General features: G+C 58.2%; 24 protein-coding genes. 15 read left to right on the forward strand and 9 right to left on the reverse strand.

Going from position 1 to position 23523, the window contains the following annotated elements; translation table 11 throughout:
- Window positions 1-8: 8 nt before the first annotated feature.
- The 9 genes from ACR0JE_RS06165 to ACR0JE_RS06205 all read left to right on the forward strand — a co-directional run bounded on the left by ACR0JE_RS06165 (window position 9) and on the right by ACR0JE_RS06205 (window position 11155).
- Window positions 9-1517, forward strand: coding sequence for a PAS-domain containing protein (locus ACR0JE_RS06165; RefSeq protein WP_480863523.1), 1509 nt, complete (start codon window positions 9-11; stop codon window positions 1515-1517).
- A 41-nt stretch (window positions 1518-1558) separates the two neighbouring features.
- Window positions 1559-2032: a tRNA (adenosine(37)-N6)-threonylcarbamoyltransferase complex ATPase subunit type 1 TsaE gene (gene tsaE, locus ACR0JE_RS06170; protein ID WP_480863524.1), complete on the forward strand. Its 474-nt coding sequence runs from the start codon at window positions 1559-1561 to the stop codon at window positions 2030-2032.
- Window positions 2029-3033, forward strand: coding sequence for an aminoglycoside phosphotransferase family protein (locus ACR0JE_RS06175; RefSeq protein ID WP_480863525.1), 1005 nt, complete (start codon window positions 2029-2031; stop codon window positions 3031-3033). Before tsaE ends, ACR0JE_RS06175 begins: the two co-directional genes overlap by 4 nt.
- Window positions 3030-3716 (forward strand): nucleotidyltransferase family protein, encoded by a 687-nt coding sequence (locus tag ACR0JE_RS06180; RefSeq protein WP_480863526.1) that lies wholly within the window; start codon window positions 3030-3032, stop codon window positions 3714-3716. The genes ACR0JE_RS06175 and ACR0JE_RS06180 overlap by 4 nt, the downstream gene beginning before the upstream one ends.
- Window positions 3709-6633 carry a double-strand break repair protein AddB gene (gene addB / locus ACR0JE_RS06185; RefSeq protein ID WP_480863527.1) on the forward strand — a complete coding sequence of 975 codons (2925 nt, stop codon included), beginning with the start codon at window positions 3709-3711 and terminating at the stop codon, window positions 6631-6633. Before ACR0JE_RS06180 ends, addB begins: the two co-directional genes overlap by 8 nt.
- Window positions 6630-9989, forward strand: coding sequence for a double-strand break repair helicase AddA (gene addA / locus ACR0JE_RS06190; protein ID WP_480863528.1), 3360 nt, complete (start codon window positions 6630-6632; stop codon window positions 9987-9989). Before addB ends, addA begins: the two co-directional genes overlap by 4 nt.
- A 60-nt stretch (window positions 9990-10049) precedes the next feature.
- Window positions 10050-10370, forward strand: a complete 321-nt coding sequence (gene trxA, locus ACR0JE_RS06195) for a thioredoxin (RefSeq protein WP_170534304.1) — start codon at window positions 10050-10052, stop codon at window positions 10368-10370.
- Window positions 10371-10445: 75 nt separating this feature from the next.
- Window positions 10446-10796 carry a Lin0512 family protein gene (locus tag ACR0JE_RS06200; RefSeq protein WP_480863529.1) on the forward strand — a complete coding sequence of 117 codons (351 nt, stop codon included), beginning with the start codon at window positions 10446-10448 and terminating at the stop codon, window positions 10794-10796.
- Entirely contained in the window at window positions 10793-11155 is a 363-nt protein-coding gene (locus ACR0JE_RS06205) for a Lin0512 family protein (protein ID WP_480863530.1), read from the forward strand. The genes ACR0JE_RS06200 and ACR0JE_RS06205 overlap by 4 nt, the downstream gene beginning before the upstream one ends.
- A 61-nt stretch (window positions 11156-11216) precedes the next feature.
- Here the strand turns inward: ACR0JE_RS06205 and ACR0JE_RS06210 are convergent, their stop codons facing one another.
- Window positions 11217-11411, reverse strand: coding sequence for a DUF1127 domain-containing protein (locus ACR0JE_RS06210; RefSeq protein WP_170453333.1), 195 nt, complete (start codon window positions 11409-11411; stop codon window positions 11217-11219).
- A gap of 197 nt (window positions 11412-11608) precedes the next feature.
- Between ACR0JE_RS06210 and hslV the strand changes: the two genes are divergently transcribed.
- On the forward strand, window positions 11609-12166 hold the full coding sequence (gene hslV / locus ACR0JE_RS06215) for an ATP-dependent protease subunit HslV (protein WP_170334334.1): 558 nt from the start codon (window positions 11609-11611) through the stop codon (window positions 12164-12166).
- Here the strand turns inward: hslV and ACR0JE_RS06220 are convergent.
- Complete coding sequence (locus ACR0JE_RS06220; protein ID WP_480863531.1) at window positions 12158-13399, reverse strand: MFS transporter; 1242 nt, start codon at window positions 13397-13399, stop codon at window positions 12158-12160. The genes hslV and ACR0JE_RS06220 overlap by 9 nt on opposite strands.
- 188 nt (window positions 13400-13587) lie before the next feature.
- Here ACR0JE_RS06220 and hslU point away from each other — a divergent pair, with 188 nt between their 5' ends.
- The 3 genes from hslU (at window position 13588) to ACR0JE_RS06235 (ending at window position 17316) form a co-directional block, all read left to right on the forward strand.
- Window positions 13588-14895, forward strand: a complete 1308-nt coding sequence (hslU, locus tag ACR0JE_RS06225) for an ATP-dependent protease ATPase subunit HslU (protein WP_480863532.1) — start codon at window positions 13588-13590, stop codon at window positions 14893-14895.
- A gap of 100 nt (window positions 14896-14995) precedes the next feature.
- Window positions 14996-16099: an alpha/beta hydrolase gene (locus tag ACR0JE_RS06230; RefSeq protein ID WP_480863533.1), complete on the forward strand. Its 1104-nt coding sequence runs from the start codon at window positions 14996-14998 to the stop codon at window positions 16097-16099.
- Window positions 16096-17316: an MFS transporter gene (locus ACR0JE_RS06235; protein WP_480863534.1), complete on the forward strand. Its 1221-nt coding sequence runs from the start codon at window positions 16096-16098 to the stop codon at window positions 17314-17316. Before ACR0JE_RS06230 ends, ACR0JE_RS06235 begins: the two co-directional genes overlap by 4 nt.
- On the opposite strand, the gene ACR0JE_RS06240 is transcribed toward ACR0JE_RS06235, so the two are convergent.
- The 3 genes from ACR0JE_RS06240 to ACR0JE_RS06250 are packed head-to-tail and all read right to left on the reverse strand — an operon-like array spanning window position 17313 to window position 19596.
- Window positions 17313-17900: a Smr/MutS family protein gene (locus tag ACR0JE_RS06240; RefSeq protein ID WP_480863535.1), complete on the reverse strand. Its 588-nt coding sequence runs from the start codon at window positions 17898-17900 to the stop codon at window positions 17313-17315. The two genes, ACR0JE_RS06235 and ACR0JE_RS06240, sit on opposite strands and share 4 nt — an antisense overlap.
- Entirely contained in the window at window positions 17900-18940 is a 1041-nt protein-coding gene (gene mltA / locus ACR0JE_RS06245) for a murein transglycosylase A (protein ID WP_480863536.1), read from the reverse strand. The genes ACR0JE_RS06240 and mltA overlap by 1 nt, the downstream gene beginning before the upstream one ends.
- Window positions 18937-19596, reverse strand: a complete 660-nt coding sequence (locus ACR0JE_RS06250) for a Tim44/TimA family putative adaptor protein (RefSeq protein ID WP_170534284.1) — start codon at window positions 19594-19596, stop codon at window positions 18937-18939. The genes mltA and ACR0JE_RS06250 overlap by 4 nt, the downstream gene beginning before the upstream one ends.
- Before the next feature lie 108 nt (window positions 19597-19704).
- Here ACR0JE_RS06250 and ACR0JE_RS06255 point away from each other — a divergent pair, with 108 nt between their 5' ends.
- Complete coding sequence (locus ACR0JE_RS06255; protein ID WP_480826167.1) at window positions 19705-20205, forward strand: FxsA family protein; 501 nt, start codon at window positions 19705-19707, stop codon at window positions 20203-20205.
- Window positions 20206-20259: 54 nt separating this feature from the next.
- Window positions 20260-20760 (forward strand): protein-export chaperone SecB, encoded by a 501-nt coding sequence (gene secB, locus ACR0JE_RS06260; RefSeq protein ID WP_170534282.1) that lies wholly within the window; start codon window positions 20260-20262, stop codon window positions 20758-20760.
- A gap of 24 nt (window positions 20761-20784) precedes the next feature.
- On the opposite strand, the gene dnaQ is transcribed toward secB, so the two are convergent.
- From dnaQ to ACR0JE_RS06280, 4 genes are read right to left on the reverse strand one after another with little or no spacing between them, the layout of a single operon-like run.
- Complete coding sequence (dnaQ, locus tag ACR0JE_RS06265; RefSeq protein WP_480863537.1) at window positions 20785-21507, reverse strand: DNA polymerase III subunit epsilon; 723 nt, start codon at window positions 21505-21507, stop codon at window positions 20785-20787.
- Window positions 21500-22093, reverse strand: coding sequence for a dephospho-CoA kinase (gene coaE / locus ACR0JE_RS06270; protein ID WP_480863538.1), 594 nt, complete (start codon window positions 22091-22093; stop codon window positions 21500-21502). The genes dnaQ and coaE overlap by 8 nt, the downstream gene beginning before the upstream one ends.
- On the reverse strand, window positions 22090-22923 hold the full coding sequence (locus tag ACR0JE_RS06275) for a shikimate dehydrogenase (RefSeq protein WP_480863539.1): 834 nt from the start codon (window positions 22921-22923) through the stop codon (window positions 22090-22092). The genes coaE and ACR0JE_RS06275 overlap by 4 nt, the downstream gene beginning before the upstream one ends.
- On the reverse strand, window positions 22920-23519 hold the full coding sequence (locus ACR0JE_RS06280; protein ID WP_480863540.1) for a Maf family protein: 600 nt from the start codon (window positions 23517-23519) through the stop codon (window positions 22920-22922). Before ACR0JE_RS06280 ends, ACR0JE_RS06275 begins: the two co-directional genes overlap by 4 nt.
- Between the last annotated feature and the right edge of the window lie 4 nt (window positions 23520-23523).

Raw genomic sequence — 23523 nt, forward strand, 5'->3', positions numbered from 1 at the left:
GGTTTCCTATGGCTGACTGGATCATCCTGGCCTCAATCAGTTTGGTTTCATGTTGTCTAGCCGTTCAATGGCTATTGCCGCGGCGCCCGCGGCGGGATGACAGCTATGGACTGTTTTCAAACTCGTCCTTGTTTGACGCCGTCTTCCTGTTCGACGGGGCTCGGTTGATCAGCCATTCGGACATCGCTCTGGCCGGATTTGACGATGTCAAAAACTGGAGCGGTCTGCGCCGCCTGTTGCAAAGGGATTTTCCCACCTTCCCTGAAACGCCTGTCCTAGTGCGCGATCAAGGCAATCTGGTTGTCTCGGCCATCGACTGCACGGTCGAGCGCGAGGTTTTGTGCGAATGGATCGACGGAATTGTCCGGGTGCAACTGCACGAACCGACCCGACCAACCGAAACACATATGCGCGACCCCAATGACCCGATCCGGCATGCGATGGATCAGGCCCCATATCCGGTCTGGTTGCTGGATCACAATGGGCATGTCAGGTGGTGCAACACCGCCTATATTGCTGTCGCGCGCAAGGCGCGTGGTCCGGACGTGGACCTGACCGCGCCCCTGTTTTCCAATGCGGATGACAAACCGGGGCCCAGTGGCAAAGCGCGTGTCGCGGTCAAGGTTGATGATTGCGACAGTCAGCTTTGGTTCGATCTGACGCAGGTCGAAGACGAACAGGGCTGCCTGTGCTACGCCGTCGACATCAACGCCATAGTCGAGGCTGAAACCGCCCAGCGCAAATTCGTTCAAACGATGACAAAAACCTTTGCGCAGCTGTCAATTGGTCTGGCCATCTTCGACCGCAACCGCCAACTGGCCCTTTTCAACCCGGCACTGATCGATCTGACGACGTTACCGCCTGACTTTCTCAGCTGTCGCCCCAGCCTCTCCAGCTTTTTTGACATGCTGCGCGAACAACACATGATGCCAGAGCCAAAGAACTACCGTTCGTGGCGCAATCAGATGAACGATCTGCTCGAAGCGGCAGAGGGCGGAAACTATCAGGAAACCTGGTCTTTGCCCTCAGGGTCGGTCTATTCGGTCAGCGGACGGCCACATCCCGATGGCGCGGTGGCCTTTTTGTTCGAAGACATCACCGCCGAGATCACGTTGACCCGCCGTTTCCGGTCAGAAATGGACCTGATGCAATCCATCTTTGACAAGCTGGCAGATGCAATCGCGGTGTTTGCCGATGACGGCACGCTGGCCTTTACAAACTACGCTTATCAACAGCTATGGGGCGATCCGGCGGATGCGGGGTTTCAGGCGGAAACAGCCATGGATGTCACCCGGAAATGGCAGGAGCACTGTGTCGCAACACCTGTTTTGGGTGAGATTCGCGATTTCATCGAAATGCGCGATAACCGGGCCGAATGGTCGGCCGAGATTGGCATGCGCGACGGCACGAAATTGGACTGTACCGTAACCCCAATGCAGAACGGTGCAACCATTGTCCGATTTGGTTATGAGGCTCTGATCAGCAGGCAGCCTACAATCGAACAAATCAGCGCCTGAACCGGGTTGCAGCCGCCCAGACGTGGGGCCATTGTGGCGGCATGACAATGCCGCCCCATTCCATGACCCTGGTTTCACCCGAAGACACGCTCGCATTGGCGGCCCGATTGGGGACGGAATTGGCCGTTGGCGATGTTCTACTACTGCAAGGTCCGATTGGCAGCGGCAAGACCCATTTCGCACGCAGCCTGATCCAATCTCTGATGCAGGTGCCCGAGGACGTGCCTTCACCTACATTCACGCTGGTGCAGGCCTATAACACCACGGTAGGTGAAATCTGGCACTGCGATCTCTACCGGATCAGCTCGGTCGATGAGGTTGAGGAACTGGGCCTGATCGATGCCTTTGAAACTGCAATCTGCCTTGTCGAATGGCCCGAGAAGCTAGGTCCATTAGCTCCACAATCCGCGCTGACCATGTCCTTTGCGATAGATCCGAATGAAATCGAAACGCGGCATCTGACACTTACGTGGTCTGACCCGAAATGGGCGCATAGGCTGGAGGCGATCACATGACAAACCGTGCCGTATTGGCCGAGGCCCTGATCGCGCAGACACCATGGGCTGGTGCCCAACGCGCGCACTTGGCAGGGGATGCCTCGAACCGACAATATGAACGGCTGATCGATCCGGCGACCGGTCGGACTGCCGTTCTCATGGATGCACCACCTGAGAAAGGTGAGGATGTCGACGCTTTTGTGCGTGTGGCCAACTACCTGCGCTCGGTCGGGCTGAATGCGCCAGAAATCTACGCGGAAGATTCCGAGTTCGGCTTTCTGCTGCTAGAGGATTTTGGCGACGATCTGTTTGCGCGTGTTCTGGATCATGATCCGGGTAAAGAGCGGCAGCTTTATGAGGCCGCGACCGATGTTCTGGTTCATTTGCATCAGGCGCCACTACTCTCTTTACCGTCGTATGATCCTGCCCTGATGACCGACCTTTCGGCCCGGTCGTTCACCAAATACGCTCAAGGCATTCAGGGCGGTTATGACCAGGCAGCGATGGACCGATTTCAAACCCGGTTTTCGGACCTACTGCATCAGGAAACTTCGGGTCAGAAAGTTGTCATCCAGCGGGATTATCATGCCGAGAATCTGATCTGGTTTCCGGACCGGGACGGCGTGCAACGTGTCGGCTTGCTGGACTTTCAACTCGCGATGCTGGGGCACCCAGCCTATGATCTGGTGTCGCTGTTGCAGGATGTGCGCCGCTCGGTTTCGGCAGGAACCGAGATGCAGATGATCAATCACTACATCACGGCCTCTGGTGCAAACGATCACGACTTCAGAGCTGCCTATGCGGTGCTTGGAGCTCAGCGAAATCTGCGCATTTTGGGCGGTTTCTCTCGTCTGGCGATGGATTACGGCAAGCCGAAATACATCGATCTGATCCCTGCCACCTGGTCTCATTTGATGCGCGATCTGGAACACCCTGCCCTGATCCCGGTGGCCCAGTTGCTGCGAGACGCTTTGCCCGAACCCACGCCCGACAATCTGGCCAAGCTGAGGGCCGCATGACCGACACTCCAACCGCTGTCATGATGTTTGCTGCCGGGTTTGGCACCCGGATGGGAGGGTTGACGAAGGATCGCCCCAAACCGCTGATCGAAGTGGCTGGCCAAGCCTTGATCGATCACGCGCTGGATCATGTTGAGGCGCTGGAACCGGAACGTGTTGTGGCCAATCTGCACTACCGCGCCGATCAACTGGCGGCGCACCTGATACCCAAGGGTGTGCTCCTGTCGCGGGAAGAGCCCGAGATATTGGAGACCGGCGGCGGGTTGCGTGCTGCCTTGCCTCTGCTGCGCTCGAACCCGGTTTTCACGATGAACACAGATGCCATCTGGGCCGGTCCGAACCCTTTGACATTGCTGCAACAAGCGTGGGATCCTGAGCGCATGGATGCGCTGCTGATGTGTATCCCGATTGGGCGCACGATTGGTCACGGCGGTGACGGGGATTTCACCGCCGATGCAGACGGTCGGATCACACGCGGGCCAGGGCTGGTCTATGGCGGGGCGCAGATCATCAAGACCGACGGGTTGCAGGATTTCGCTGAACCGGCCTTTTCGCTGAACCTGCTTTGGAACCGGATGCACGCGCAAAGTCGCCTGTTTGCGGTCGAGTATCCCGGCCGCTGGTGCGACGTTGGGCGACCCGAAGGGATCGCGCTGGCCGAGGGGCTGCTGGCCGATGTTTGACGCCAGCCCCCTGCCCCGTGTCTTTGCCGTTCCACCCGGCGCGGATTTTCCCAAAGCGCTGGTTGACGGGCTACGCCAGCGCAGCGCTGGCCCGCCCGAAGCACTGGCCCGCGTGCAACTGGTGGTCAATACCCGCCGGATGGCGCGCCGCGTACGGGACCTGTTCGATGAGGGGCCGCCTTGTCTGCTGCCACGGCTGTTTTTGGTCACAGATCTGGGCGAAAGCGCTGATCTGGCACAAATTCCACCCGCCATCCCGCCGCTGCGACGGCGCTTGGAACTGACACAGCTGGTCGCTAAACTGCTGGATCAACAACCGGATTTGGCAGCGCGGGCTTCGCTGTTCGATTTGTCCGACAGCCTGGCCGCATTGATTGATGAGATGCAGGGCGAAGGTGTACATCCCGATGCGATCCGTCAGCTGGATGTCAGTGATTTGTCCGGGCATTGGGCACGCGCACAGGCTTTCATCGGGATCGCAGATCATTTCGTCGATGCGGGCGATCAAACAATGGATGCACAGACCCGGCAACGCCGGGTGGTTGAGGCCCTGATCGCGCGGTGGGCAGAGTCCCCTCCCCAGCACCCGGTCATTCTGGCGGGCTCAACTGGATCGCGGGGCACCACTTTGATGCTGATGCAGGCCATCGCGAGACTGCCGCAGGGGGCACTGATCCTGCCGGGGTTTGATTTCGACCAGCCGCGGGCGGTCTGGGATCGGTTGGATGAGGCGCTGATTTCGGAAGACCATCCGCAGTTCCGGTTCCGAAAACTGATGCGAGAGCTGGGCTTGACCCCAGATCAAATCCAGTCTTGGACAGGGGGTGAGCCCCCCTCTCGCGCACGTAACCGTTTGGTATCATTAGCCTTACGCCCGGCACCCATCACCGATGCGTGGATGTCCGAAGGGCCGCAGCTGACAGATCTGGATCAGGCAACAAAAGACCTGACACTGGTCGAGGCGGATTCACCCCGATCCGAAGCGCTGGCCATCGCCTTGCGCCTGCGTGAGGCCGCAGAAACTGGCCAGACAGCCGCGCTGATCACCCCTGACAGGATGCTGACCCGGCAAGTCAGCGCAGCGCTGGACCGGTGGAACATTTTGCCCGATGACAGCGCGGGTCTGCCCTTGCAGCTGTCACCTCCGGGCCGCTTCCTGCGCCATGTTGCGGGCCTGTTTGCCCGGCGTCTGGACGGTGAGGCGCTGTTGACCCTTCTGAAACACCCCCTCTGCCATGATGGTGGAGAGCGTGGCACCCATCTGCTACAGACCCGCGATCTGGAGCTGGACCTGCGGCGCCATGGGCCCCCGTTTCCGGATCGTGTCAGCCTAACGGCGTCGTCCATCCGAACCGAAGCATCCGCAGACTGGATTGGCTGGGTTGGTCAGTATTTCTGCGATCAGCAGGTTTCGGGCACGCATCCGCTTTCCGATTGGGTCAGGCGGTTATGGGATCTGGCCGAGGCGATCTCGGCTGGATCTGCCGGAGAACAGGGTACGCTCTGGGACAAAAACGCAGGCCAAAAGGCGCTGGGCGTCCTGGCTGCCCTGCAAGATGAGGCCCAACATGGCGGCCCAATGACAGCACATGACTTTGCAGACCTTTTGGGGGCTTTGCTGGCCGGGGAAGAGGTGCGCGACCGCGACGCACCGCATCCCTATATCATGATCTGGGGCACGCTTGAGGCACGGGTGCAAGGGGCTGATCTGCTGATTCTGGGTGGCCTGAACGAAGGCAGCTGGCCCGAGGCTCCGGCACCGGACCCCTGGCTGAACCGTCAGATGCGCGATAAGGCAGGCCTGTTGCTGCCAGAACGCCGGATCGGCCTTTCGGCGCATGACTTTCAACAGGCCATCGGCGCGCCCGAAGTTTGGCTGACCCGCGCAACCCGCTCGGATGATGCGGAAACCGTTCCGTCCCGCTGGTTGAACCGCCTGACCAATCTGCTGAATGGCCTGCCAGATCAGGGGGGCCAAGCGGCACTGTCTGACATGAAGGGGCGGGGGAAAACCTACCTGAGTTGGGCCAAGACATTGGAACACGCGCCCAGAATCGACCCTGCACACCGGCCATCGCCGCGCCCTCCAGTTGCTGCGCGACCACGCCGGTTGTCGGTGACCGAGATCAAGCGGCTGATCCGCGACCCTTACGCAATCTACGCCAAACATGTGCTGCGTCTAAGGCCCCTTGATCCCTTAGTACAAGCCCCGGATGCGCTGCTGCGGGGGATCGTTGTGCATGAAATCCTTGAGCATTTTGTCAAGGAAAGCGTGTTGGACACCGCCTTGCTGACACGCGAGAATTTCTTGAAACGCGCCCATGATTTGCTGGAAAAGCACGTCGCATGGCCCACCGCGCGCAAGCTTTGGCTGGCGCGGTTGGACCGAATTGCCGACGATTTTCTGCGCGCCGAGACCGCCCGACGCGGTGATGGCGGACCGGTGGCATTTGAAGCGGTAATGAAACTGGCGCTGACTCCACTGGATTTCACCATTGCCGGACGCGCCGATCGGATTGACCGCAACAGCCGGGGTGTGTTGCGGATCATCGACTACAAAACCGGTGTGCCACCGAGCGAAAGCCAACAGGCCAAGTTCGATAAGCAATTGCTGATCGAGGCGGCGATGGCCGAACAAGGGGCCATTGAAGGGATCGACCCAACCGATGTGGCCGAGGCGATCTTTATCGGGATGGGTGGCAGCTACAAAGAGGTCGCAGCCCCCCTAGTCAAAGAACCGACCGAGAAGGTCCTGACCGAGCTGAAACAGCTCATTTCCGTCTATTTAGAGCCTAATCAGGGGTTTTCATCCCGCCGGATGCTGCACAAAGACACCGATATTGGCGACTATGATCATCTGGCGCGGTTCGGTGAATGGGACCGTTCTGCCGAGACCTGGCCAGAGGATCTGACATGACCGCGCGCAACGATGCGACCGAGCGGCAAGTACAGGCCGCGCGCCCCGACGCCTCGACCTGGCTCGCTGCCAATGCGGGCTCGGGCAAGACGCGGGTTCTGACCGACCGCGTGGCGAGACTTTTGTTGGATGGGGTGCAGCCGCAGCACATCCTGTGCCTGACATACACCAAGGCTGCGGCCAGCGAGATGCAAAACCGGTTGTTCAAGCGCCTGGGTGAATGGGCAATGCTGGCTAACCACAGGCTTGAAGGCGAATTGGTCGATTTGGGAGTAACAGGGGCGATTGACCCAGATCGGTTGGCGCAGGCGCGGACCTTGTTTGCCCGTGCGATCGAAACGCCGGGGGGGCTGAAAATTCAGACGATCCACTCGTTCTGCGCCTCGCTCTTACGTCGTTTTCCGTTGGAGGCTGGCGTCAGTCCGCAATTTGCGGAAATGGAAGATCGCGCCGCAGCCTTGTTGCGTGAGGAAATCATCGAAGATTTCGCCGAGGGCCCTCAGGCACCATTGATCGAAGACGTCGCGCGGTTCATCACCGATACCGGATTTGACAGGCTGACAGCGGCAGTGACCCAAAGGCGGAGCTTGTTTGATCAGCCTTTGCAGTGGCCTGACCTTTTGGATCGCTTTGGTCTGCCGAATGGGTTTGATGAAAACAGTCTGCTGTCCCAGGTATTTATGGGCGGTGAAGTTGAGTTGATTCAATCGCTCCTGCCTGCGCTTATGGAAAGCGGCGGCAACAATGCCAAGGCAGCAATAAAACTGGCCGGATTCACCGAGGCGCGATTGACGCAACTGCCGCTGCTCGAAGGGATTTTGCTGACAGGCAAGGCTGCAAAGGACCCGTTCTCTGCTAAAATCGGCAGCTTCCCCACGAAAGCCGCGCGCGAAGGCGCTCTAGCCGACCACATGCCCCAGCTTGAGGCGCTGATGTTGCGGGTCGAAGCCGCTCGGGAACAGCGCCTGGCGCTGGTCGCCGCCCAGAAAACCACCGTTCTGCACCGATTTGCCGCCGCCTTCCTGCCGGAATATGAGCGCCGCAAGCAACTGCGCGGCTGGCTGGATTTCGACGATCTAATCCTTCGTGCTCGTCAAGTGTTGAACGACCCGGCCGTGGCGGAATGGGTGCTGTATCGACTGGATGGTGGCATCGACCACATTCTGGTGGACGAGGCGCAAGACACCAGCCCGGATCAATGGGATGTGATCGAAAAACTGGCGCAGGAATTCACCAGCGGGGAAGGGGCCCGTTCGGGGGTCGAACGCACGATTTTCGTGGTCGGGGACAAAAAACAGTCGATCTATTCGTTCCAAGGCGCAGACCCGCAAGCCTTTGATCGGATGCAGGCAGAGTTTGGGCGGAAACTGGCGGAATCAGGCTCTAAGTTGGAAAAATCTGAGCTTGCTTATTCCTTTCGTTCCTCAAGCGCGATCCTTTCTTTAGTCAATATTCTGTTTGAAGAGCACGCCGAAGCGGGTTTTCAGGACGAGGCGCTTCACATTGCTTTCAAGGAAAGCCTGCCAGGGCGTGTCGATCTTTGGCCAGCAATTGAGAAGGTTGAGGATGATGAAGACGGCGACTGGACCGACCCGGTAGATCGGCCCGGATCGCGCCATCACACGGTTCTTCTCGCCGACCAGATTGCATCATCGATCCAGGAAATGATTGATGGCGATGTAATGATCCCCGAGGACGGTCAAGAGCCCGGCACTTTCGTGCGCCGCAAAATACAGCCGGGTGATTTTCTTATCCTTGTTCAGCGTCGCTCGGACCTGTTTGCCGAGATCATACGCGCGTGTAAGGCCAAAAGGCTGCCCATCGCAGGGGCGGATCGATTGAAAGTGGGCGCAGAACTGGCGGTCAAAGACCTTGCGGCATTGCTGAGCTTTCTTGCGACGCCTGAGGATAGCCTGGCGCTGGCCACTGTTCTAAAATCCCCGCTGTTCGGCTGGACCGAACAGTCGTTGTTTGATCTGGCCCATCGACGGCAGGAAACCTATCTTTGGGCCGCGCTGCGTAACCGGGCGGAAGAATTCCCCGAAACGCTCGCCATGCTCAACGATTTGCGCAGCCAAATCGACTTTCTGCGCCCTTACGACCTTATCGAGCGCATTCTGACTCGCCACGACGGGCGGCGAAAGCTGCTCGGGCGGCTTGGGGCAGAAGCCGAGGATGGAATCAATGCCCTGCTATCGCAGGCCTTGGCCTATGAACGCACCGATATTCCCAGCCTGACCGGCTTTCTGGTCTGGATGGAGACCGATGATCTGGAAATCAAACGACAGATGAGCGGTGTGGGCAACATGATCCGCGTCATGACGGTGCATGGCTCAAAAGGGTTGGAGGCTCCCATTGTGATCCTGCCCGACACCGAAAAGCGCCGGGCCCCACATGATGCAGAGATCATGGTCGCAGACGGGACGCCACTTTGGAAAGTTCCGGCGGATACCTCACCCAAACTGATTTCTCGGGCGCGGGACGAGGCGCGCAGCCGGGAAGAAAATGAACGGTTGCGGCTGCTTTATGTGGCTCTAACACGGGCCGAGAAGTGGTTGATCGTGGCGGCTGCGGGTGATGTCGGCAAGGATGGATCCAGCTGGTATCAGATGGTTGAGGCGGCGATGGCGCGGGCAGGGGCAACACAACTGGACGGAACAAATACGCAGCGATTGGCGCATGGCGACTGGGATGCTTTGCCCCTTATCGCGCATTCAGAACCGCAGGAACCAAACCTCAATCTGCCCGAATTCTACAAATCACCCGCGCAAGATGCGCCTGAGACCCTTGAAACCGTCAGCCCATCTGATCTGGGCGGGGCCAAGGCGCTTCCTGGTGACGCGGGTCAGGATGAAGAGACCGCAAAGCTGCGCGGCACCCGACTGCACTTGCTGCTGGAACATTTGCCCGGTACGGCGCAGGATAGCTGGCCCAAGCTTTGCGCCCGCGTTCTGCCCGATATGCAGCACGGGGAACGAAATGAGCTTCTGGCCGAAGCAACAGCAGTTCTGACGGCCACACATCTGGAACCAATATTCGCCCCCGATGCTCTGGCAGAGGTTCCCGTGTCTGCCAACCTAAACGGACAGCGCATGCGTGGGGTTGTCGACCGGTTGATCGTGACCGACACCGAGGTGCATGTGGTTGATTTCAAATCAAATGCTACAGTTCCCACAAACGCCGAAGCCTGCCCCGAAGGTCTGCTGCGTCAAATGGGTGCTTATGCGCAGGCGCTGACACAGATCTATCCTGATAAGACCATCCGCACCGCGATCCTTTGGACGCGCAGTGCTGAACTGATGTGGCTGCCACACGATCTTGTGACGGACGCGCTGGCCCGCACCCAGATATCTTGACCTTCCCTACGGCGGCACCTACGTTCTGATCCCAAGTTTACCCCATTCAGGAGACAGAATATGTCGACCGTTGCCGTTACCGACGACACCTTTGACGCCGAGGTCAAGAATTCGGCCGTTCCCGTAGTTGTGGACTTCTGGGCCGAATGGTGCGGCCCCTGTAAACAGATCGGCCCCGCGCTGGAAGAACTGGCCGCCGAGTATGGCGACAAGGTAAAAATCGCCAAGGTTGACGTAGATAGCAACCCGAACGCCGCCGCCGCCATGGGCGTGCGGGGCATCCCGGCGCTGTTCATCTTCAAGGACGGCCAGGTGGTCTCGAACCGGGCAGGCGCGGCGCCGAAGGCTGCTTTGCAAAGCTGGATCGACGAATCTATCTGATCCGATTGAGATCAGAGAAAGACCAAAGGCGCCTGAACCCGGGCGCCTTTTTTGTTGAAAAATCGGAGAGGGCAGATGGCCAAAACACGGGTCTTGGTGGAATTCGGTATGGGAACCTCCCTGCGCCGGGAGGATTACACCGAAGCCGCGCGACGGGCGATCAAGGACGCGCTGTGGCATAACTCGATCAACATGGCCGAGCTGTTCGGCTTTCCCAAAGAGGCGATGATCATAGATGTCGAAATCGGTGTGCAGCAGCCCGAACGGGTGGATACTGACAAGCTGTTGGCTGTATTTCCCTATGGTACCCCCAGAATCTCGGTCGCTAAGGGTGGGCTTGATATCAAAAAGCCCGACGGGCAGGGCCGAACGGTGATCGCCAATGCAGCATTGGCGGTTTCGTTTGATATGGAGGCCGCGCAATGAGTGAACAGCGTATCATCCTTGAGATGGGGATGGGGAACGACCTGTATGGTCAGGATTACACCAAGGCTGCACGACGGGCGGTGCAGGATGCACTGCATCATTCCTCGATCACATTGTTCTCGACCCTGGGAATCAATCACACCGAGATGCGGGTCCAGGTGACGATTGGTGTGCAAAGCCCCGGCCAGGTCGATTGTGATCTGGTCGCAGCTGATCTTCCACGCGGCAAAGCCAAAGTGTGCGCGGTTCTGGGTGGACAGGATGTAGAGGACAAGGCCGCTGGCACGCGACATGTGGTTGCTACTGCCGCGATTGAGGCCTTTGTGCCATCTCAGCTAGGGAAATACGCTTTGAAATGACAAAGAAAAAGCCGCTCGGGGATCCGGGCGGCTGTTCCGATTTGACGATCCGGTCGATGGATCAGAGCTTCGCGATATCCGCGCGAACCAGACCGATATCTTCCAGCTGTGTGTCGCTCAGTTCCGACAGAAGCTTGCGGGTCTTACGGCTCTCGTTCCATTCGACAACGGTTTCGAAAGCGTTGGTGAACGCGTCCACTACGTGCAGGATGGTAGCTGCTCCGAGCGGCGCATGAATATTTGCAGTGGTTGCCATTTGCGCAGTCCTTGGATTTGAAACAGCCGACCCGTTGTCGGTTGTAAGCCTCATGTAGGATGCGCGACCCGGACTCACAATTGCTCGTTTGACAGTCCCGATCTGCGTCTATTGCATATCTTTTACGCAGTTTTAGAACGGGTTGCGCCGATCCAGCACCCGGCCCATATATAGCGACAAGCAGAACGGAGGCTTTCATGGCAGACAGCGATTTCCCCGGTTGGCACGGCACGACCATCATTGGCGTCAAGAAAGGCGGGCAGGTTGTCATTGCCGGGGACGGGCAGGTCAGCCTGGGCCAGACCGTGATCAAGGGCACCGCCCGCAAGGTACGCCGTCTGTCGCCCGGTGGGTTCGAGGTGGTTGCTGGTTTTGCCGGATCAACAGCAGACGCCTTCACACTGCTGGAACGGCTGGAAGCCAAGCTTGAAGCCACACCCGGCCAACTTGCGCGTGCTTCAGTCGAGCTGGCCAAGGACTGGCGCACCGACAAGTACCTGCAAAAGCTTGAGGCGATGCTGATTGTCACCGATGGAAAGGACCTGTTGGTGATCACCGGGGCAGGGGATGTGCTGGAACCCGAGCACAACGTGGCTGCCATCGGATCGGGCGGGAACTTCGCCCTCGCCGCAGCCCGCGCGATGATGGACAGCGACAAAGAGGCCGAGCAGGTGGCGCGCGAAGCGATGGCGATTGCCGCGGATATCTGCGTCTACACCAACGGCAACCTGACGGTCGAGACAATCTCAGGCTAACAGCGCCTTGATTTCTTTCCCTTTCCACCTCAGGTGCATCCCGATCAGGCCCATCAAGGCCGTCGCGATCACGATGTAGTAGGGCAGGCGGATATCGATGCTCATCAATCCGCCGCCGATCAGCGACATGATGCCCCCCGCAAGGCAGAAGACGGCTGTGGTCACACCCATGACCCAACCCTGATCCGTTTCGGCAACGCTGGAGGAAAACAGGCCCAACAGCGTAGGATAGGACACGCCGAAGAAGAAGTAGAAGAAGAAGACCGGCACATAGCTCAGCACCCCGCTGGGGCTGAAGGCGAAAGCGAAGCCGCAGATCACCATGATGACCAATGAGGTGTAGATGATCTGGTGCTTACTGAATCTCTCCTGCGCCGGCTTGACAAGGAAAGTACTGGAAAAGGCCAGCGCAAAACCGATGACCACCATCGCCATGCTGCCGCCGATCACGCCGTAGCCCCAGGCGCTGGTCAGGAAATTGTCGACAAAGACATAGAAGGTCACGTTGGCGACCATGAACAACGCATAGACCGGCATGATTTTCAGAACCATCGGATGGCCGCGCACGGCGATCAGGCTGTCGGTGATGTCACGCGGGCGAAAGACAAAGGGCTCGCGTTCGGTGCGGGTGTCCTTGAAATATGTCATCACAAGGAAGATGGCGATCAGCACGAGGACAAACGCGCCATAAAACGGGGTTTTCAGCGTCGCGTAGCTGCCTAGCAGGGCGGCATCTGACAGAACGGCCCCAATAATCGGGCCGCCCACAAGGCCAAAGCTGACGCCGGTCACGATATACCCCATGTTTCGGTCGCGGTCAGCTGCATCTGTGCTGCCGTCGATCATTGCTGCCTGCGCGATGGGCTGGTTGCCCGCTGTGAACCCGGTAATCGACCGCCCGATAATCAGCATGATCAGACTGTTCATATAGAGCGCCGCGATAGTCAGCGCATAGCCCACCAGCGCCCCGCCCAGACAGATCAGCAAGGCATTCTTGCGCCCGATGGAATCTGAGACTTTCGAGACATAGACCACACCAAGAAACCAGGACAGGAAGAAGCACCCAATCACGAGGCCATAGTAGAAATGCCGCTGTCCTTCGGGTGTGCTGTCAGGCAGGAAGCCCGATTTCGTTTCCATGATCAGCGAGTTGATTATCGGAAAAACAAGGCCTTGTCCGATCAGGTCCACAAACACCACAAATAGCAGGGTGATCTTGGCGATTTTCGTCATCTCTGCGCTCCTGACCCGCAAGGCATTGAAATCACTGTAACAGAGTGGGCGCGCTTCACCTATAGAAAGCATTGCAAACCGGGTGGTGCATTGCTAACCAACGCTGCCAATACATCCACTTGGTTGTTTTCATGCCGCACATGATTACCTAAGCCCAAGTTTGACCTGCCGACTGAAAGGACTGCGCCTTGACCGACCTGACCCCGCGCGAGATTGTCTCGGAACTGGACCGTTTCATCATTGGTCAGAAAGACGCCAAGCGCGCCGTTGCCGTGGCGTTGCGCAACCGCTGGCGACGCAAGCAGTTGTCTGATGACATCCGCGATGAGGTCTATCCAAAAAACATCCTGATGATTGGCCCCACCGGTGTGGGCAAAACCGAGATCAGCCGCCGCCTGGCCAAGCTGGCGCGCGCACCTTTTATCAAGGTCGAGGCCACCAAGTTTACCGAGGTCGGTTACGTGGGTCGTGATGTTGAACAGATCGTTCGCGATCTGGCCGACGCCGCCATCGTTCAAACTCGTGAATACATGCGCGAGGACGTCAAAGCGCGCGCGCATCAGGCCGCCGAGGATCGTGTAATCACCGCCATTGCAGGCGAAGACGCCCGCGAGGGCACGCGTGAGATGTTCCGCAAAAAGCTGAAAGCGGGTGATCTGGATGATACAGAGATCGAGCTAGAGCTATCGGAAACCGCAAATCCGATGCCGATGTTCGATATTCCCGGTCAACCGGGTGGCCAGATGGGGATGATGAATCTGGGCGATATCTTCGGCAAAGCCTTCGGCGGGCGTACCGTCAAGAAACGGATGACCGTCGCCGAAAGCTACGACGCCCTGATCGGCGAAGAGGCCGACAAGCTGCTGGATGATGAAACCGTCAACCGCGTGGCACTGGAGTCGGTTGAACAAAACGGCATTGTCTTTCTGGATGAAATCGACAAGGTCTGCGCCCGGTCAGACGCGCGCGGTGGCGATGTAAGCCGCGAAGGGGTACAGCGCGACCTGCTGCCCCTGATCGAAGGCACGACGGTCAGCACCAAACATGGCCCGGTGAAAACCGACCATATCCTGTTCATCGCTTCCGGGGCCTTCCACATCGCCAAGCCGTCGGACCTGTTACCTGAGCTTCAAGGACGCTTGCCCATTCGGGTCGAATTGCGTGCGCTGACCGAAGAAGATTTCGTGCGCATCCTGACCGAAACTGACAACGCCCTGACCCGCCAATATACCGCCCTGATGGGTACCGAAGAGGTCACGGTCAGCTTTACCGAAGACGGCATTGCGGCGCTGGCGCGGATCGCGGCGGATGTGAACCAGAGCGTCGAAAACATCGGCGCGCGGCGGCTCTACACCGTGATGGAGCGTGTGTTTGAGGAACTGTCCTTTACCGCACCCGACAAGGCCGGGACCGAGATCACCGTCAATGCCGCCTTCGTCGAAGAAAACCTGGGCGAGCTGACCAAATCCACCGACCTGAGCCGTTACGTTCTGTAACAGATTCAGCTGGATTTTGCCGCCGCAGATTCCCCGTGTCACTGGACGCGAGGGCAGAAATCGATAGCTTAGCGCAAAACATTTCCAAAGGTCTTGTGCATTGCGCTATCTGCTCATTCTGTTTCTGGTTTTCTCGGTTGGGGCCTGTGTCGACAGAACCGTTACAGAAACGGTGCCCTCGGCATTGTCGATTGGCACACCCAAGACGGTGTTCGCCAGTACCTCGCGCGCAAAAGAGCCTGATGGATCCTATGGGTTCCGGCGCGGTGACAGCCTGCGCTTTCTTGAAACCACTGTTTCGATCCCCCCGACCCATACACCCGGGACGCTTAAGTTTTCATACGCCAATGCAAACCCGAAGAAAGAGTTTGTGCTGGCCAATGTGACTGAATTGGATGGCCCGAACGGGTTAAAAGAACATCTGCAGGGTCAGGATGACGTGACGATTTTCGTCCATGGCTACAACTCGACCCAGACTGAAACCCTGTTCCGGGCGGCGCAGCTGTCGAATGATATCGGTATACCCGGCTCGATCCTGGTTTATTCATGGCCAAGCCGCGCAACGGGTTTTGGCTATGCCTATGATCTGGACAGCATGCTGTTCGCGCGCGATGGGCTGGAACAAACGGTTCGCAGTTTGAAATCCATGGGCGTGAAACGCGTTGTTCTGGTCGCGCATTCCATGGGCGGCGCGCTGTCGATGGAGATGATGCGGCAGGCCGAGTTGAAAGAACCTGGCTGGGCCAAAAGAAATCTGGAGGGTGTTGTTCTGATCTCACCCGATCTGGATGTTGATCTCTTTCGATCTCAGATGACCCGGATTGCAAACCCGCCCGACCCGTTCATCGTGATGGTGTCGCAGAAGGACAAGATACTCAATATCTCGGCTCGCCTGCGCGGGACCGCAGAAGGTGAGCGTTTGGGGAACATCAGTTCGATCGAAGCGCTGGAAGAGTTTCCGATCAACGTGATCGACACAACTGCGTTCAACAGTGATGCGCAATCCTCGCATTTCGTGGCAGCCACTTCGCCAGCGCTTTTGGCGATTCTCGGCTCGGTCCGGCGCGTCAGCGGCACGTTCGGACCAGATGACGGGCGCAGTCGCGGCATCAACACTCTGGTGCCTGAAGATCAACGCAACCCCGATGGCGCAACCGAAATTGTGCTGACCGAAACCGGACAGGCAGAGGTGACAACGCCGTGACGCGGTTCAACCTGCGTCAATTCCTTCATGACAATGCAACCTGGCTTGGCGCTGGTGTCCTGTTGACCTTCCTGTCCAGCTTTGGGCAGACATTCTTCATCTCGGTCTTTGCTGGGGAAATCCGCGCAGCTTATGGGCTGAGCCATGGGGCCTGGGGCGGGCTTTACTCACTGGGCACCTTGGTGGCAGCAGGGGTGATGATCTGGGCCGGAGGTTTAACAGATGTGTTCCGCGTCCGCGTTCTGGGGCCTGTTGTCCTTGCGGGGCTTGCCCTAGCGGCACTTGCGCTGGCTTGGAACACCTGGGGCGCCCTTTTGCCGGTGGTCATCTTTCTGCTGCGGCTGTTCGGGCAGGGGATGAGCACCCATCTGGCACAAGTTGCCATGGCACGCTGGTTTACCGCATCACGTGGCAAAGCCCTGTCCATCGCCTCGCTGGGCTATTCCATCGGTGAGGCTCTGCTGCCCCTCAGCTTTGTTGCTGCAATGGCTTTTGTGGATTGGCGCTGGCTTTGGGTTTTGGTGGCAGGTCTGATCCTGCTGGGTATTCCGGTTCTGATCCGTCTACTGCGTCAGGAGCGAACACCCCAAAGCCTTGCGGATGAATATGCGTCAACGGGAATGCAGGGCCGTCACTGGACCCGCCGTGAGGCGCTTTTGCATCCGCTGTTTTGGTGCATGGCGCCAGCTATTCTGGGGCCCTCGGCGTTCATCACGGCCTTTTTCTTCCATCAGGTCCATTTGGCCGAGGTCAAAGACTGGGCTCATATCCAATTGGTGGCCTTGTTCCCGATCTTTACCGTCGTTTCGATCTTCTCAATGTTTGCGGCGGGATGGGCATTGGACAAATGGGGCACCGCCCGGATCATGCCATTCTATCAGATACCAATGGCGATGGGCTTTGGCGTCATGGCCTTCGCAGACACCATTGGTATTGCTTTGATTGGCCTGATCTTCATGGGCATCACCGGCGGGGCCCATAACACATTGCCCAGCGCGTTTTGGGCCGAGTTCTACGGCACCCGGCATATCGGGGCGATCAAAGCCTTGGCGACAGCACTGATGGTGCTGGGCTCTGCCATCGGTCCGGTTTTGACCGGTGTTTTGATCGACATTGGTGTCCCGCTCAGCCTGCAATTCTTGTGGATCGCAGCGTTTTTCCTGTTGGTCTGCACATTAATCGGGTTCGGTATCCGGCGCGCGAGAACTGATTTCTAACGTATGCGTCTTAGGTAGACGTAGTAAGCCCCGTCCCCACCATGGCTGATATGGGCCGGGGTCACTTGCATCACCGCCTGCGCCAGCGGTGGGATGGACAGCCAGTGCGGCACCTGATTGCGCAGCACGCCGCGCGGGGTCGGGATAGGGCCGGGTTCGTCCCGATCCTTACCCTTGCCGGTAATCACCAGCACCAGCCGCTTGCCTTGTGCCTGCGCCGTCAGAACAAAGCGCACCAGCGCCGGATGTGCTGTTTCAATCCGCATCCCATGCAGGTCCAGCTTGCCCTCGGGCTTCAGCTTGCCGCGCTTCATCCGACCGAACGCCTTGTTGTCCATCTGAACTGGCGCAGCGCGCAACGTTTCCGTTATCGACGGCTTCAAACTGTTTCCGGAAGGTCTGCCTTGATGGGTCTGGCCCAGTTCAAAGGTTTCGAGCCGAGGTTTCGGCAGCTTCTTGGGTGTCGGCTTGGGCAGGGTTGTCGGGCGCACGGTCTGAGGCATCTCGGGATGCAACCGTTCAGCCTGTTTAGTGACCTTGCGCCAAAGCTCGATCTCGTCACTTGTCAGCTTGCGCCGGGTCATCAGAATTCATCCGGCAACAGGGCGTAAGCACGTTGAATGGGTAACAACAGGATCATCCGGCCCGGATCTTTCAACTTACCCGCAGCTTGTCCGGCCTCGTCACCAGTTCCAAAAAAGATATCAGCCCGCTGCGCACCTTTGATGGCAGATCCGGTATCCTGTGCAATCATCAATCGGCGCAGAGGGTTTGCACCATCTTTCTCGACCCAGACCGGTGCACCCAGCGGTGTATACACCGGATCGGCGGCAATACTGCGCATGGTGGTCACAGACCGGTTCATGGCGCCCAACGGCCCCAATTCGGGCGCAACGCGGCTCACTTCGCGGAAGAACACATAGGAAGGGTTGTGAAACAGCAGCTCGGCCCCGGCTTGTGGGTTCTTACGCACCCAGGCGCGGATCATCTGGGCGCTGACTTCGTGCGATCCCAGAATCCCGCGCCGGATCAGTTCAACGCCGATCGACCGATAAGGGTGCCCATTGGCACCACCATAGCCAACGCGCAATGCGCCACCATCGGGCAGCTTTACCCGGCCCGAGCCCTGAATCTGCAGAAAGAAAAGTTCGACCGGATCATCAACCCAAGCAATTTCCAGGCCACGGCCTTGCATCACATCACTGGTCAGGATTTCCCGACGGCTCAACCATGGCCCATCACTTCGGGCTTCGGGCGGCATTTTGTAGATCGGATATTTGAAGCGTTCGGTGCGGACCCTCGAACCATCGAGTTCAGGCTCGAAATACCCGGTGAACAACGCGTCCTCGCCATCCTCAACCAGAACCGGGCGAAAGAACAGTTCGAAGAAAGCACGTGCGGCATCCGCATCATAGCTGCGCGCAACACCGCAAAGCGCGCGCCAATCCGGATGTCTCAGATCACCGCAGGTGTTCAGAAAAACGGAAAGAGCCGCGCCGTGATCATCCTCGGCCCAGCCCTGCAAATCATCAAATGACAGAATGGATCGCGTCACCTCTGCTCCGGTGGCGCTGGCGGTGGTCATTGCAACCACCAGAAAAAGCGACCGGAGCGTTGCAATCATGCGTCCGTGGCAACAAGCAGCCAGTTCGGATCGTCCTTGCCCATCACGCGGGCAAAGGTCCAGCTGTCCTTTTGGCGTTTGACGGTGTTCGGGTTGCCCTCAATGATGTCGCCACCACGATCCCGCACGACCGAAGTCAGCTCACCCACGAACTTCATGGTGATCTCGGCCTCGTTGGTGTCCTTGTCGAACTTCACATCCGTCAGGGTGGTTTCACGCACGCCGATGAATTCCGCCTCGATCGTAAGGCCCTTGTCTTCGCGGTCGGCAACAACCGAAACAAACGTGTCAAACACCTCTTCCGACAGGAAGGGTTGGATTTCATCCAGGTTGCCCTTTTCAAAGCCCATCACGATCATCTCATAGGCACCGCGTGCGCCCTGAACAAACTCGCTGACGGAAAAGCTGGGCTCAATCCGCTTCATCGCGGCCAGAGTTTGCGCCTGATCGCTGTCTTCGGGAACATGGTCGGTGATGTCATGATCGGGTCCGCCCTCGATCACCTCAAAATCACGGCGCGACGAGCCTGTATCGGGCTGATGCGGGACAGGTGGCTTTTCAAAGCCCTCACGCGAACCCAATACGCTTTTCAAGCGCAGGATCAGGAAAACGGCAATTCCGGCCAGGACCAGCAACTGGATCATGGGTTCGTTCATTTCATCCTCTTCTCAGAGCCAAGACTTTGTGTACGCGGCCTCTTGCCACTATGTAGGTGACAGTGCGAGGCAAGTCCACAGCCGGGCCATATGGAAAGGATAGCGCAAATGTACCTGTTCTTGGCATTTTTGTTGGTGCCGATCATCGAAATCGCTCTGTTTATTCAAGTGGGTGGTCTGATTGGCCTGTGGCCAACGCTGGGAATTGTGGTTTTTACAGCGGTTTTGGGCACTGTTTTGGTGCGGACACAAGGTCGCATGGCGCTGGGACAGTTGCAGCAATCCTTTGCCAAACTGGATGACCCGACCGAACCGCTGGCCCATGGCGCGATGATCTTGCTGTCAGGCGCGTTGCTTCTGACACCCGGCTTTTTCACCGATGCCATTGGATTTGCACTGCTTATCCCGGGTGTCCGGGTCGCGGTGTTTCGCTATCTAAAGTCCAAAGTCAAAGTCACCCAATTCCAGATGGGGTCCGGGGCGGGCTTTCATACCCAACATCGCCCTTTTGATCAGGGTGATGTGATTGACGGAGAATTTACCGAGGTGCGCCCCCGGAAAGACCCCTCAAAACCATCGAAATGGGTCGAAGGCCCCCACGAGCATTGAGGTGCCGCGCCCAAGTTGATAAGCAGTGGCGAATTTCATTTTTGGAGTAGATCCATGGCCGAAGAAAACGCTGCAGAAAACACTGCGGCACAAACTGCCCCTCAGGTGCAAATGCGCGTTCTGGGACAGTTCATCCGCGATATGTCCTTTGAAAACGTGATGGCGCAAAAAGGCGTGTCGGGTGACGTACAGCCCGAAATTCAGGTTCAGGTGAACCTGGATGCCAAGAAACGCCCGAACGAGCATCAGTTCGAAGTGTCGATCAAACTGAACCTGACCTCCAAAGCCAAAGGCATGGATGATGTCCTGTTCCTGTGCGAGCTGGATTATTGCGGCCTGTTCCATGTGGAAGGTGTGCCAGAAGATCAGATGCACCCGTTCCTGATGATCGAATGCCCCCGGATGCTGTTCCCATTCCTGCGCCGCATTGTCAGCGATGTTACCCGTGATGGTGGCTTCCCACCAGTGAACCTGGATAATATCGATTTCGTCGCGCTGTATCGCAACGAGTTGATGCGCCGTCAGGCAGCTCAGGCGGAAAAGACCGACGCCTAAGGTTCTGACCCGTGCCTGAATGGATCAGGCGCGGGTCCACAGGGCGCTGTCGCCCAATTTCTCGACAAATACCTCATGCGCTGCGCGTTCCTCATCGGTGATCCGAGAGGGCAGCGGTGTTGCGCGTGGGCTTGGCCGCCAATCATCTGCTCCACCTGGACCCGAGGCAGCAGAGGTGGACAGGCCGAAATCTGGCTGACGGCCGCCGATCAGTTCCAGATAGACCTCGGCCAAGATCTCCGAGTCGAGCAAGGCCCCGTGCAGCACCCGGTTCGAATTATCGATGTTGAACCGACGGCATAGCGCATCCAAAGACGCAGGCGAGCCGGGAAAGCGTTTCCGCGCGATGGCCAATGTATCAATGGCTTGATCCATCGGCAGCGGAGCCATACCCATCCATTTTAGTTCTGCGTTCAGGAACTTCATGTCGAATGAGGCGTTGTGGATCACCAGCTTTGCGTCACCGACAAAATCGCGAAACCCCTGACCGACCTTGGCGAAAACCGGTTTGTCTTTCAGCGTGACCTCACCCTTTTCTGCCGGGCGCGGGGCTTCCAGCAGGTCGGGGCCAATCCCATGCACACCAAACGCCTCTTCCGGCATGGACCGTTCGGGGTTGATGTAGACATGATAGGTCTCACCCGTGGCGACATGGTTCCACAATTCAACTGCGCCTATTTCCACGATCCGATCCCCGCTTTCGGGATCAAAGCCAGTGGTTTCGGTATCGAGTACAATCTCACGCATCTGCCAACCCCGCCCGTATTTGCCTGACCACATCCTGCACCTGCGCGCGGGCGTGGTCCAGAGTGTCAGTCACGATCACATAATCCGACCGTGCGCATTTTTCGTCATTTGGTATCTGTTTGGCTCTGATCTGCTCGAGCTGCGCCTCGGTCATCGTGCCTCGCGACATGACCCGGCGCTTTTGTTCCTCTGCTGGAATGGAAACGCAGGCTACCGCGTCCATGGCCGCATTACCGCCGGTTTCGAATAGCAGGGGAATGTCAAAGACCAGAATATCCGCTGTTGCGTTTTCGCGGAATGTGGCACGGTCTGCCGCGACCAGAGGGTGGACAATGGCCTCAATGGCTCTCAACGCAGACCCGTCCTGTGAAATAATCTGTTTCAACGCCTCCCGGCTGACCGCTCCGTCAATGATGGCGTCAGGATAGGCCGCACCCATCGGGGCAACCGCCGCACCACCCGGCGCATAAAGCCGGTGCACAGCCGCGTCCGCATCCCACAGCGCGCAGCCTTCGTCGACAAACATCTGAGCCGTGGTGCTTTTGCCCATACCAATCGAGCCGGTCAGGCCAAGCGCAAAACTCATGCCAGGGCCGCCGCGCGGGTGTCGGCGTCGACCTCTGGGCGAACGCCGAACCAGCGCTCGAACCCAGGAACCGCTTGATGCAGCAACATGCCCAACCCATCGACCGTGGTGCACCCGGCCTCTTCCGCCAATTTCAGAAGGTTGGTTTTCAGCGGCGCGTAAACCAGATCAGTCACCACCGCACCAGGCTGCAACCCATCCAATGGCACCCGCAGTTCCGCTTGGCCCTGCATGCCCAGAGAGGTTGTGTTCACCACAAGTTCTGCATTTTCAACGACATTTCCGGCCTGAACCCAATCGACCACGGTAATGCGCTGACCGAATTCTTCTTTCAGATGGTCCGCGCGGGTGCGGGTGCGGTTGGTCAGCAGAATCTCGGGCACCCCCGCATCCGCCAACGCTTGTAACACTGCCCGTGCCGCGCCGCCTGCGCCGAACACAACCGCCGGGCCATCCTTGGCGTTCCAATCCGGCGCGCCGTTGCGAAGGTTTTCCATAAACCCGAAGCCGTCGGTGTTGTCGGCATGAATTGAACCATCTTCGCGGAACACCAATGTATTCGCAGCCCCGATCACCGTTGCCCGGTCAGAGACATGATCAGCAATCCGCAAAGCGGCTTCTTTATGGGGCACGGTCACGTTCGCGCCGACAAACCCGGCCTTGGGCAGTGTTCGCAACACGGTCTCAAGATCCGCTGGGACCACATCCATTGGAATATAGTGTCCGGGCAAGCCATAGGTTTTTAACCAATGCCCGTGCAGTTTGGGCGACCGCGAATGCCCGATCGGATGCCCAATCACCCCGGCCAGGGGAACACGATAGTCCGTCATTGATCGATCACCCCTTTGACAGCCAGGTAGTTGAGCAGCTCCAACAGGGGCATACCCAAAACGTTAAAGTAGTCGCCGTCAATGGTCGCAAACAGGCGTACACCTTCTTCTTCCAGTTTATAGGCCCCAACCGCGTGGCGAATGCTATCCCAGTTCCGGTCAACATAGTCGCGCAGATAGGCATCTGAGCTCATCCGCATCCGCAGACGGACCTGACCCACATGCCGCCAGATCGGCTCTCCATCCTGATAAATCACCGCTGCAGACAACAGCATATGCCGCTTGCCCCGCATTGCCTTGAGCTGTGCCAACGCATCCTCGGGCGTTTGTGGTTTCGACAGCAGTTGCCCCTCAAAACCCAACACCTGATCACACCCCAGCACCATCGCGCCAGGAGATTTATCACTGATCTTACGCGCTTTCATTTCCGCAAGCGCATCCGCGATGTCGCGGGGTGAGGTATCTTCGGCCAGCAATGCGCGCCTTATGGAATCCTCATCCACGCGCGCGATTTGAACAGTAAAAGGCACACCTGCATTTTTCAGCAGTTGCGCGCGAATGGTTGAGCCCGAGGCCAGGATGATGGGGACAGACATGTGG

The organism is Ruegeria sp. H3 (genome assembly GCF_056533095.1).